Genomic DNA, 12727 nt, shown 5'->3' on the forward strand with positions numbered 1-12727 from the left:
CCGTGTTTTGCATCGCAAAAACGGTCGGCTATCTCATTGAAAAATAACGAAAATTTATATCTTATGTCTTATATAAGACTTGGCCGAAACCGCATGGGACAGGATTACTATTGAGTCCATGCAGTTCGCTTCGTCACACGCGGCGGGCACGCTGAACTCTTTACTCAAATGCGCTTCGTTCCCAGGAGATAGACATGTCCCAATATCAAGACGACATCAAGGCAGTGGCTGGCTTGAAGGAAAACCACGGCAGCGCGTGGAACGCCATCAGCCCCGAGTATGCGGCCCGCATGCGTGCCCAGAACAAGTTCAAGACCGGCCTGGACATCGCGAAGTACACCGCGAAGATCATGCGCGCCGACATGGCCGCGTACGATGCCGATCCGTCCAAGTACACGCAGTCGCTGGGTTGCTGGCACGGCTTCATCGGCCAGCAGAAGATGATCTCCATCAAGAAGCACTTCAACAGCACCGAACGCCGCTACCTGTACCTGTCGGGCTGGATGGTCGCCGCGCTGCGCTCGGAGTTCGGTCCGCTGCCGGACCAGTCGATGCACGAAAAGACCTCGGTCAGCGCGCTGATCCGCGAGCTGTACACGTTCCTGCGCCAGGCCGATGCCCGTGAGCTGGGCGGCCTGTTCCGCGAGCTGGATGCCGCGAAGGACGCCACCGCGAAGGCCGCGATCCAGCAAAAGATCGACAACCACGTCACGCACGTCGTGCCGATCATCGCCGACATCGACGCCGGCTTCGGCAACGCGGAGGCGACCTACCTGCTGGCGAAGCAGTTCATCGAAGCGGGCGCGTGCTGCATCCAGATCGAAAACCAGGTGTCGGACGAGAAGCAGTGCGGCCACCAGGACGGCAAGGTCACGGTGCCGCACGAGGACTTCCTCGCGAAGATCCGCGCGATCCGCTACGCGTTCCTGGAACTGGGCGTGGACGACGGCATCATCGTCGCGCGTACCGATTCGCTGGGCGCCGGCCTGACCAAGCAGATCGCCGTGACGAACCAGCCGGGCGACCTGGGCGATCAATACAACGCGTTCCTCGATTGCGAAGAATTGTCGGCCGACCAGTTGGGCAACGGTGACGTCGTCATCAAGCGCGACGGGAAGCTGCTGCGTCCGAAGCGCCTGCCGAGCAACCTGTTCCAGTTCCGCGCCGGCACGGGCGAAGCGCGCTGCGTGCTCGACTGCATCACGTCGCTGCAGAACGGCGCTGACCTGCTGTGGATCGAAACCGAAAAACCGCATATCGCGCAGATCGGCGGCATGGTCAGCGAGATCCGCAAGGTGATCCCGAACGCGAAGCTGGTGTACAACAACAGCCCGTCGTTCAACTGGACGCTGAACTTCCGCCAGCAGGTCTACGACGCGCTGAAGGCCGAAGGCAAGGACGTGTCGGCTTACGACCGCGCGCAGCTGATGAGCGTCGAATACGACGATACCGAACTGGCCAAGCTCGCCGACGAGAAGATCCGCACGTTCCAGGCCGATGCATCGCGTGAAGCAGGCATCTTCCACCACCTGATCACGCTGCCGACGTACCACACGGCTGCGCTGTCGACCGACAACCTGGCCAAGGAATACTTCGGCGACCAGGGCATGCTCGGCTACGTGGCCGGCGTGCAGCGCAAGGAAATCCGTCAGGGCATCGCGTGCGTGAAGCACCAGAACATGTCGGGTTCGGACATCGGCGACGATCACAAGGAATACTTCAGCGGCGAAGCGGCGCTGAAGGCGGCGGGCAAGGACAATACGATGAACCAGTTCTCGTAATCGTCATATCCGCAGCAGAAAGCCAGCCCTTTACGGGCTGGCTTTTTTTTATGCGACGTGCGCTCGGCCTTCACGATGGACTGGCCCTCGTCGGCACCACGTCGATCTTGTCGAAATCGATGAAGCGCTCGCAGCGGTTCATCGTCTCGGCCACGTTGCGCCGGAATTTCTCCTCATTGCGGACGCTGCCGAACAGGGTGTGCGCGTATTACCCCGGATTGCCGCGCGCACCGTTTTAAGTAGGGGCGTGCATCCGGTATTCAAATCGGATGTTTGTGTACGCAACCTAATTCAGGGTTTGCCTGAGTAGCGAAAACGCCAACTCGCACGGCGCGTGTTCGCGCGGTTCGTGCCGACGAGTGACGGTTGAAATTGCCGCTCCAGCGAAACCCTTGCGGGGCGGTCGTCGCGCTCGTTTCGTCCCCAAAGCGCACGCGCCGACGCCGTAAAAAGCGCGTGCCCGCAACGTGCATGCCGGCGCCCCGTCACAGTTGTTTCTTGTTGCAACGCAACGCCCGGCCAATAACGGCGATGGTATGCTGGCCGGCATGGAGTTGTATGGCAGGTTGCTTGCATGGCGAAACTCGTGTTCGCACTTTCTAACGAGACTTCATCCTCTCTCGCCCGCATCGCGGCATCGACGCGCGCTCCGCTCGCGCGTCCCGTCCTGCGCGCCGCATCTTCCTGCGCTCCGCACGCATTCCCCGTCTCGCGGGCTCGCCCCGCATCCCCATCCCCGCCCAATAATCTGGAGACATCCCCATGTTGCAAAACACTTTGGCCGAAGCGACACACGGCCCGCTGATCGCTCCCCCGGCCTTCGTCAAACATCGCAAGCTGATCGACTGGGTGTCGCGGATCGCGGCGCTCACGGAGCCCGAGCGCGTCGTGTGGTGTGACGGGTCGCAGGAAGAATACGACGCGCTGTGCCAGGCGATGGTCGACCAGGGCACGCTCACGCGCCTGAACCCGGCGAAGCGCCCGAACTCGTATCTCGCGCAATCCGATCCGTCGGACGTCGCGCGCGTCGAGGATCGCACGTTCATCTGCGCGGCGTCGCGCGACGACGTCGGCCCGACCAACAACTGGATCGAGCCGGCCGAAATGCGCGAGACGCTCAACGGGCTGTTCCGCGGCTCGATGCGCGGCCGCACGCTGTACGTCGTGCCGTTCTCGATGGGCCCGCTCGGCTCGCCGATCGCGCACGTCGGCGTCGAGTTGTCCGACAGCCCGTACGTCGCGGTGAACATGCGGATCATGACGCGCATGGGGCGCGACGTGTACGACGTGCTCGGCGAGGACGGCGATTTCGTGCCGTGCGTGCACAGCGTCGGCCATCCGCTCGAAGCCGGCCAGCAGGACGTGCCGTGGCCGTGCAACCCGGTCAAGTACATCGTGCACTTTCCGGAAACGCGCGAGATCTGGAGCTTCGGCTCGGGCTACGGCGGCAACGCGCTGCTCGGCAAGAAGTGCTTCGCACTGCGCATCGCGTCGACGATGGGCCGCGATCAGGGCTGGCTCGCGGAACACATGCTGATCCTCGGCGTGACGTCGCCGGCCGGCAGGAAGTATCACGTCGCGGCCGCGTTCCCGTCCGCGTGCGGCAAGACCAACTTCGCGATGCTGATCCCGCCGGAGGGCTTCGACGGCTGGAAGGTCACGACGATCGGCGACGACATCGCGTGGCTGAAGCCCGGCCGCGACGGCCGCCTGTATGCGATCAATCCGGAAGCCGGTTTCTTCGGCGTGGCGCCGGGCACGGGCGTGAAGACCAACCCGAACGCGATCGCGACGCTGAAGGAAAACGTGATCTTCACGAACGTCGCGCTGACGGAAGACGGCGACGTGTGGTGGGAAGGGCTGACCGACACGCCGCCTGCGAAGCTGACCGACTGGCAGGGCAATCCGTGGACGCCGGAGATCGGCAAGGAAACCGGCCGCAAGGCCGCGCATCCGAACTCGCGCTTCACCGCGCCGGCCGCGCAGTGCCCGTCGATCGACGACGACTGGGAAAACCCGGCCGGCGTGCCGATCGACGCGTTCATCTTCGGCGGCCGCCGCTCGACGACGGTGCCGCTCGTGACCGAAGCGCGCGACTGGGTCGAAGGCGTGTACATGGCCGCGACGATGGGCTCCGAGACGACCGCGGCAGCTGTCGGCCAGCAGGGCATCGTGCGCCGCGATCCGTTCGCGATGCTGCCGTTCTGCGGCTACAACGTCAGCGATTATTTCGCGCACTGGCTTCAAATCGGCAAGCAGCTCGAAGCCGCCGGCGCGACGCTGCCGAAGATCTATTGCGTGAACTGGTTCCGCAAGGATGCGAACGGCAAGTTCGTGTGGCCGGGCTTCGGCGAGAACATGCGCGTGCTGAAGTGGATGCTCGATCGTCTCGAAGGCACCGGCGGTGGCGGCGAGCATGCGTTCGGCGTGTCGCCTGCGTATGAAGACCTGCACTGGGACGGCCTCGATTTCACGCGCGATCAGTTCGATGCGGTGACGTCGATGAATGTCGACGAATGGCGCGAGGAGCTGAAGCTGCATGCGACGCTGTTCGATACGTTGAAGCTGCGCTTGCCGGCTGAAATGACCGACACGATGAAGAAGATCGAGCAGCGTATCGGTGGCTGACGGTACGTAGCGTCGTCGGCGCTGACGTCCCGTCGTCGGCATTGCTTGCTGGCGGCGGGACGTTTTCATTTGGGCGCCGCGCGTGCCGCTGTTCGCTCACTGAGTACTGCAATGCGTGCCGCATTGCGTAGCGCCGCATGGCCTCGTCGGCCCTGAAACGAACGACGCCCCGAGCCATCGATCGCATGGCCCGGGGCGTCGTCGTATTCGGCGGTCGGCTGTTCGTCAGCCGAGATCGAGCGCGTTCGTCAAATCGCCCGGCGGCGTCGCGCCGCGCGCGGCGAACGCGTTGTTGCGCAGGACCACGCCGTCGAGCGGCGCGAGGCCGTGCACGCGGCTGATGAAGCGCAGGATCGAGTTCGTGTCGTACAGCGTGTGATCGACGAAACCCTTTTTCGCGAACGGCGAAATCACGAGCGCCGGGATCCGCGAGCCGGGGCCCCAGCGATCGCCGACCGGCGGCGCGACGTGATCCCACCAGCCGCCGTTCTCGTCGTGCGTCATCACGATCACGGTGTTTTCCCATTGCGGCCCGCGCCGGATATGGTCGATCACGGTCGCGATGTGACGGTCGCCCGATTCGATGTCCGCATAGCCCGCATGCATGTTCAGGTTGCCCTGCGGCTTGTAGAACGTGACGGCCGGCAGGCGGCCCGCGTCGATGTCGGCGATGAAGTGGTTGGTCGACGGCTCGTCGCCGAGCCCCGCATCGCGCAGGTGCCGGCGGCGCGCTTCGGTGCCCGGCGCGTAGTTCACGAAGTAGTTGAACGGCTGGTGGTGGTACTGGAAATCCGGCACCGTGCCCGTGTCGCGATGCTCGAGCGCGTACTGCCATGCGCCGCTGTACCACGCCCAGTCGACGTTCTTTTCCGACAGGCGATCGCCGATCGTCGCGTAGCCCTGCGGCGGCATCACGCGATGGTCGGCCGGATCCGCGTACGCGGCGTTGCCCGGGTCGGGCGGCGGCACGTAGCTCGGCTGGTACGGCGGCGCCATCGTGTTCACGCCGTAGCCGTCCGGTGTCAGCGGGCCGTCGACCGCGAACTTCGGCGGGCCGTCGAGTGCGGACGCGGGCGAATCGTCGGCGAGCTTCAGGCGCGTGCCGGTCGGATCGTCGCCTTCGACCTTCGACAGCAGTTTCGCCGCATGCGGATGCTTGTGCGCGTCCGGATACAGCGGCGGCTGCGCGGAGATCAGGAACATGTGGTTCATCCACGAACCGCCGAAGGCGGCCATGAAGAAGTTGTCGCACAGCGTGTATTGCCGCGCGAGATTCCACAGCCGCAGCGTGTCGGCCGAATTGCGGTAATGGCCCATCACGAGGCCGCCCGAATCGGCCCACGCGGCGAACTGGTTGTTGCGGCCGCCCGCGATCTGCATCTGGTTCTGGTAGAAGCGATGCCACAGGTCGCGCGTGATCACGCTGTTCGGTAGCGGCTTGCCTTGCGCGTCGGTGATCCGGAACGGCGCGTTGGGCAGCTTGTCGATGTCGCGCTCGGCGATCGCGTAGCGCTTGCCGTCCACTTCCTGCGCCTGCGGCACGAGCCCGCCCCAGATCTTCGGCAACACCGGCAGCGGCGTCTTGCCGTCGCGATCGAGCTGCTGCGCGTGTTCGGGACGTACTTCGCTCAGCGGATGACGTACGCCCGGGAAATCGCCGTACAGGTTCGCGAAGCTGCGGTTTTCCGCGTAGATCACGACGATGTGGCGCACGCGTTCGCGCAACGCTTCGTCGAGGCGCAGGTCGGCGGCGGAGCGCGGTGCGTTGCCCGCGGTGGTTTCGCAGCCGCTGAGCGCGACACCGGCGCCGAGTGCGGCGAGGCCGCCGAGTACACGGCGGCGGTCGGGATCGGCGGGAAGGTCGTCGGGGCGATCGGGGGTGTCGTTCACGTCGTGGGCTCCTCGAATGGGCGGGTGGGGCGTGGTCGTTCGATGCGGCCGGCACCGCGCGGGCTGCCGCGGCGCGGGACGGAATGCAACGGCCGGCCTCGCGCGCGGCGGCGCGATGCGGCTGTCACAAAAATGTCATGCACGCGACTATAACGCGGCAAGGGGACGGATGAAAGCCGTTCGTCGGACGATTCGACGCGCGCGGGGCGAGCGGTGCGCGACGCCCGTGCGCGAACTAGACTGGAATCAAGGGCGGCGCGTCGCAGTGAGCCGCCCGGGCGAGGCTCGCCCGGCAACGCCGGCCCATGGTGTTGCCGAGGCGGCATCGATGCGACGAACGACGCGAGACAGCGAGGCGACGATGGCGTGGATGCATGCCGCTTTCGCATGGCGGCCGCGTACCGGTTGCGCGCGCGCGCCGGCGTGAGCGTACGCTGCGCAGCAGATACGGCCAGGCCGATGCCATGGACAGGAAATTCGACTACCCGGGATTGCTGATCGCGGCGGGCTTCTTCGTACTGTTCGCCGCGCAGTTGCTGATGCTGCACCCGACGTCGACACCGATCGCGTACAGCGATTTCCACCGGCTCGTCGCCGCGCGGCTCGTCGACGATCTCGAGATCGGTCCGGCGTCGATCTCGGGCGCGCTGAAGATGCCGCAGGCCGGCACGATGCTGCCGGCGTCCGACGCCGCGGTCGTGCAGCAGACGGGCGCGCCGTGGCGCTTCACGACCAGCCGCGTGACCGACGAACACCTGATCGACACGCTGACCGCCGCCGGCATCCGCTATCACGGCACGCCCGACACCGGCTGGATCGCGTCGCTCGCGTCGTGGCTGCTGCCGCTGATGCTGCTCGTGTTCGTATGGAACATGATGCTGCGCAAGCGCGGCGGGCTGCAGGACTTCACCGGCATGGGCAAGAGCCGCGCGCGCGTGTACGTGCAGCAGGAAACCGGCATCACGTTCGACGACATCGCCGGCATCGACGAAGCGAAGGCCGAACTGCAGCAGCTCGTCGCGTTCCTGCGCAACCCCGATCGCTACCAGCGGCTCGGCGGCAAGATTCCGAAAGGCGTGCTCGTCGTCGGCGCGCCGGGCACGGGCAAGACGCTGCTCGCGCGCGCGGTGGCCGGCGAGGCGGCCGTGCCGTTCTTCTCGATCAGCGGCTCGGCGTTCGTCGAGATGTTCGTCGGCGTCGGCGCCGCGCGCGTGCGCGACCTGTTCGAACAGGCGCAGCAGAAGGCGCCGTGCATCGTGTTCGTCGACGAGCTCGATGCGCTCGGCAAGGTGCGCGGCGTCGGCCCGATGTCGGGCAACGACGAACGCGAACAGACGCTCAACCAGTTGCTGGTCGAGATGGACGGCTTCCAGGCCGGCTCCGGCGTGATCATCATGGCCGCGACGAACCGGCCCGAGATCCTCGATCCCGCGCTGCTGCGGCCGGGCCGTTTCGATCGTCACATCGCGATCGACCGGCCCGACGTGAACGGCCGTCGCCAGATTCTCGGCGTGCACGTGAAGCGCGTGAAGCTCGCGGCCGAAGTCGATCTCGGCGAGCTCGCGTCGCGCACGCCGGGCTTCGTCGGCGCCGACCTCGCGAACGTCGTCAACGAGGCCGCGCTGCATGCGGCCGAACTCGGCAAGCCGGCGATCGGCATGGCCGACTTCGACGAGGCGATCGACCGCGCGCTCACGGGCCTCGAGCGCAAGAGCCGCGTGATGAACGAGCAGGAGAAGCTGACGATCGCGTATCACGAAGCCGGCCATGCGCTCGTTGCGGAAAGCCGCGCGCATTGCGACCCGGTGAAGAAGGTGTCGATCATTCCGCGCGGCGTCGCCGCACTCGGCTACACGCAGCAGGTGCCGACCGAGGATCGCTACGTCCTGCGCCGCAGCGAGCTGCTCGACCGGATCGACGCGCTGCTCGGCGGGCGCGTGGCGGAAGAACTCGTGTTCGGCGATGTGTCGACCGGCGCGCAGAACGACCTCGAGCGCGCGACCGCGATGGCGCGCCACATGGTCATGCAGTACGGGATGAGCGAGAAGATCGGGCTCGCGACGTTCGACGACGGCGACGCGCGCCAGGGGATGCCCGGCGCATGGCATGCGGGCGACGGCCGCTGCAGCGAGCACACCGCGCGGATGATCGACGACGAGGTGCGCACGCTGCTGACCGATGCGCATGCGCGGGTCGCGGCGACGCTCGGCGAACGTCGCGATGCGCTCGAACGCATCGCGCGACGGCTGCTGCAATGCGAGGTGCTCGAACGCGACGCGCTGCAGGTGCTGATCGACGGGCGCAGCGAACCGTCGTCGGCGACGTCGGCGTTACCCGGCGACGAAACGAGTGCGCGCGGCGGCGCGATCGAAACGGAGCAGGCGTCCACGGTCGAGCGCGATTTCATAGCGTACCGACGGCCGCACGAGCCTGATCATTGAAGACGGGGGCGTGAACGCGCGTCGGCGCGTCAGGATTCGGTTGCGGCCGCAACTTCGGCCGCTTCGGTGAGCGCTTCGAGAAAGCGTGTGCGCCACCAGTGCACGTCGGTCTTGCGCATGATCGCCATCAGCGCCGCGTGACGCTGGCGGCGCTCTTCGAGCGGCATCGTGAGCGCGCGCTGGATCGCCTGCGCGGTGCCTTGCGTGTCGTACGGATTGACGAGCAGCGCCGACTTCAGTTGCTCGGCCGCGCCCGCGAAACGCGACAGCACGAGCACGCCCGGGTCGGCCGCGTCCTGCGCGGCGAGGAACTCTTTCGCGACGAGGTTCATCCCGTCGCGCAGCGGCGTGACGAGGGCGACCCGGCTCGCGCGATAGAGGCCCGGCAGGCGCTTGCGCGCGACGGTGCGGTGAATGTAGCGCATCGGCATCCATTCGAGCTCGCCGTAGTCGCCGTTGATCGCGCCGCACAGGCTGTCCATTTCGCGCCGCAGATCGTCGTACGCGCCGAGATCCTCGCGGCTCGGCGCGGCGATCTGGATCAGCGTCGCGCGGTCGCGGTTCTCCGGATACTGTTCGAGCAGCTCGCGGAACGCATGCACGCGCTGCGGCAGCCCTTTCGTGTAATCGAGCCGGTCGACGCCGACCAGCAACTGGCGGCGCGAATATTCGTCGCGCATGCGTTCGAACATGTCGAGGCCGTCGCGATCGCGCGCGAGCGACTCGAACTCGTCGACGTTGATGCCGATCGGGAACGCGCCGGCCGACAGCGTGCGGCCGAATGCACGCAGCCGGCCGTCGGGCAGCCGCGCCGCGCCGGCTTCCGCTTCGACGTAATGCTCGAAGTGGAGCAGATCCGATTCGGTCTGGAAGCCGACGAGGTCGTACGCGAACAGCGAGCGCATCAGCCATTCGTGTTCCGGGATCGCGGCCATGATCGGCGGCGGCGGCATCGGGATGTGCAGGAAGAAGCCGATCGGGTTCGTGCAGCCCATCGCGCGCAGCTCGGCCGCGAGCGGAATCAGCTGATAGTCGTGGACCCAGATGACGTCGTCGGGCCGCAGCAGCGTGCGCAGCTTGCGCGCGAACAACTGGTTCACGCGCCGGTAGCCGTCGGCGAAGCGCCGGTCGAACTGCGCGAGATCGAGCCGGTAGTGAAACACCGGCCACAGCACGTTGTTCGAATAGCCGAGATAGTAAGCGTCGTAATCCTGCGGATCGAGATCGACCGTCGCGAGCTGAATGCCGCCGACGTTCTGGATCTGCACGTCGTCGCCATGCGTGGGGTGATCGTCGCCGCCGCGTAGCCTGCCGCTCCAGCCGAACCAGACGCCGCCGGTTTCCTGCAGGCTGTCCTTCACGGCGACGGCGAGCCCGCCGGCCGCGGCTTTACGGGGATCTGCGATGCGATTGGATACGACGACGAGTCGGCTCACCAGCTCTCCTGACGATTGTTGGGGAAGGGTCGTGCGGCCAGGGCGCGAGAGGCATACGCCGCCATCGGTGCGCGGTGCGCGATACGACGGGGCCGCATGGCGATCGGACGGGAGTCAGGGCACGCGATTCGCCGTCCGGTCGAAAAGTGCTTTTTTTAGGATACTCGTCATTCGTGCGTTTTAAAAGTCCGGGTCGACGAACGGCGCGGGCGAGCATGCCGCGCGATATTCAAGACAGCGGTGCGGTCACGGGCGATGCGGGAGCGGGACCGAAATTTGCTGCGCGCTGCGACGCAGTGTGCGCAAGGCCAGGCCGCGAGTGGGGCGAGTCGCGCGCGATGTGCTGACGACGCGTATGCGTGCATGACGGCATGCGCATCGTCGCTTTCTTCGACTTCGTGCACGTGCACTCCGCCCGCGTTCGCGCCGGGAAAAAGCTCGCGGCGGGCGCCGCGAGCCGGACGACGGTCAGAACGTGGTGCGCAATCCGGCCATCACGCTGCGGCCGCCTTGCGGTGCGAAGCCGCGCACGACCGACGTCGAGTAGCGGATCTCCTGGTTCGTCAGGTTGTCGCCGCGCAGGTACGCGAGCCAGTGCGTCGGGCCGACGCGGAACTTGACCGTCAGCATCACGCCGAGCGACGTGTAGCCGTCGGTCGAGAAGTCGTTGTCGGGCACGCGATGCTGCGACCACGCGTGCGTGACCTGCGCACGCGCGCCGAACGGGCCGTAGCCGTAGTCGGCGGCGAGCGTCGCGCGCAGCGGCGCGATGCGCGGCAGCGGCTGGCCGGTGTCGACGTTGCGCGCGTGCGTGTAGTCGGCCGTCAGTTCGAGATCGACCGTGTGGCCGCGTCGCGCGAACGCGCGCCACTTGCCGTCCAGTTCGATGCCGTAGAACTCGGCGCGCACGCCGCGATAGATCGCTTCGTTCAGCGAGCCGTCGGTGCCGGGCGCGACCGGTTCGCCGTCGTCGTCCACGACGCGGCCGGTGTTGTACTCGGTCAGGTAGTTCGAGAAGCGGTTGTAGAACACGCCGACGCTGCCGCGGTTCGGCCCGCTCGCATAGCGCAGCGACAGGTCGGTCGACACGGCCTTTTCCTTCGACGCGTTCGGGTTGCCGATCAGGAACTGGCCGGTCGCATCGTGCGGGCCGTTCGAATACAGCTCGTAGAAGGTCGGCGCGCGTTCGGTGTACGCGACGTTCGCCGCGACCGACCAGACCGGTGTCAGCGAGAACAGCGCGCCGGCCGACAGGCTGCCCGCGTTGAAGTCGCGCGGCTGCGCGCCCGCGAATTTCTCGACGCCGGCCGGATCGGGATCGACCTTCACGTGCTCGAGGCGGCCGCCGACACTCAGCTTCAGCGCGGGGACGACCTGCCATTCCTCGAGGCCGAACAGTGCGACGCTGTTGGTGCGCGTGGACGGCACGAGCATTTCGTCGCCGAGCGCGGAGAAGGTGTTCTGGCCGAACTGCACGCCGATCGCGCCTTCGAACGGGCCGATCTTGCGATGCTGCGCCTCGATGCGCGCCTCGTAGCCGCGGTTGCGGAAGGTGGTCGCGGTCTCGCCGTTGTCGACCTCCTTGTGGCGGTAGTCGGTGTACGCGAAGTCGAATTTCAGCTTCGTGAACGGCCCGCTCAGGTTGCGTACCTCGGACGCGAGCGCGAGGCGTTCCTGGCGCATCCGCAACCGCACGTCGCTCTCCGCGACGGAGCCGTAGTTCGATTCGTAGCCGCTGTACGAGAGACCGGCGAAGCCGTCCGCCCACGTGTACGACGCGCCGACCGCACCGCCGTGCACGCGGCCGTCGCTGTTCGGCACGTTGCCTTCCGGCTGCGGCGTGTCGGGGCCGTCGATCGCGCGTTGCTGGCTGCTGCGCGCGTAGCCGGGAATCCGCAGCTTGCTCGTTTCGCGATCGAATGCATCGACGTGGAACGCGAAGCGGCCGTTGCCGCCTTCGACCTGCGCGGCGCTCGAGCGTGCGGAATTCGCGCCGCCGTAACGCGCGTCGAGTGCGCCGGTCACGCCTTCGATCGCTTCGCGCGGAATCCGGTTGTCGATCGTGTTGACCACGCCGCCTACCGCGTTGCCGCCGTACAGCAGCGCGGCCGGCCCGCGCACGATCTCGACGCGCTCGATCGACAGCGGATCCTGCGGCACCGCATGGTCGTACGACAGCGACGACGCGTCGTACGCCGCGACGCCGTTCTGCAGCAGCCGGATCCGGTCGCCGTCCATCCCGCGGATGATCGGACGGCCGACCATCGGCCCGTAGGTGGTGGTCGACACGCCGGGCAGCCCGTTGAGCGTTTCGCCGAGCGAATCGGTCTGGCGGCGCGTCAGCGCATCGCCGGAAAGCTGGACGGTCGGTGCGATCAGTTCGGTGTCGCCGAGCGGGTTCGCGGTCACGAAGATCGGGGCGAGCGATGCGGTGGCGGCCGGTGTGCCGGATGCGGCAGGCGCATCGGTCTGCGCGTGCGCAACGGCGGCGAACAGCATCAGCGACAGGGACGAGAGCGGGCGAAGCGGTAAGCGAGGGAGGTCGCGCATG

6 protein-coding genes are annotated in these 12727 nt (G+C 66.7%); 3 read left to right on the forward strand and 3 right to left on the reverse strand.

The features are described from left to right. Window positions 1-194: 194 nt before the first annotated feature. Window positions 195-1781: an isocitrate lyase gene (locus HWX14_RS12345; protein WP_175882970.1), complete on the forward strand. Its 1587-nt coding sequence runs from the start codon at window positions 195-197 to the stop codon at window positions 1779-1781. A gap of 762 nt (window positions 1782-2543) precedes the next feature. Then, window positions 2544-4409 (forward strand): phosphoenolpyruvate carboxykinase (GTP), encoded by a 1866-nt coding sequence (locus tag HWX14_RS12350; protein ID WP_175882971.1) that lies wholly within the window; start codon window positions 2544-2546, stop codon window positions 4407-4409. Window positions 4410-4634: 225 nt separating this feature from the next. Here HWX14_RS12350 and HWX14_RS12355 read toward each other — a convergent pair whose 3' ends face one another. Then, window positions 4635-6299 (reverse strand): acid phosphatase, encoded by a 1665-nt coding sequence (locus HWX14_RS12355; protein WP_175882972.1) that lies wholly within the window; start codon window positions 6297-6299, stop codon window positions 4635-4637. 464 nt (window positions 6300-6763) lie between these two features. Between HWX14_RS12355 and ftsH the strand changes: the two genes are divergently transcribed. Continuing rightward, window positions 6764-8740 carry an ATP-dependent zinc metalloprotease FtsH gene (gene ftsH, locus HWX14_RS12360; RefSeq protein ID WP_175882973.1) on the forward strand — a complete coding sequence of 659 codons (1977 nt, stop codon included), beginning with the start codon at window positions 6764-6766 and terminating at the stop codon, window positions 8738-8740. A gap of 29 nt (window positions 8741-8769) precedes the next feature. Here the strand turns inward: ftsH and otsA are convergent, their stop codons facing one another. Both otsA and HWX14_RS12370 read right to left on the reverse strand, forming a co-directional pair. After that, window positions 8770-10176: an alpha,alpha-trehalose-phosphate synthase (UDP-forming) gene (otsA, locus tag HWX14_RS12365; protein ID WP_175882974.1), complete on the reverse strand. Its 1407-nt coding sequence runs from the start codon at window positions 10174-10176 to the stop codon at window positions 8770-8772. 468 nt (window positions 10177-10644) lie between these two features. Continuing rightward, complete coding sequence (locus tag HWX14_RS12370; protein ID WP_244130207.1) at window positions 10645-12726, reverse strand: TonB-dependent receptor; 2082 nt, start codon at window positions 12724-12726, stop codon at window positions 10645-10647. Window position 12727 lies beyond the last annotated feature (1 nt).

The organism is Burkholderia sp. BCC0044, assembly GCF_902832955.1.
Lineage (GTDB): Bacteria > Pseudomonadota > Gammaproteobacteria > Burkholderiales > Burkholderiaceae > Burkholderia.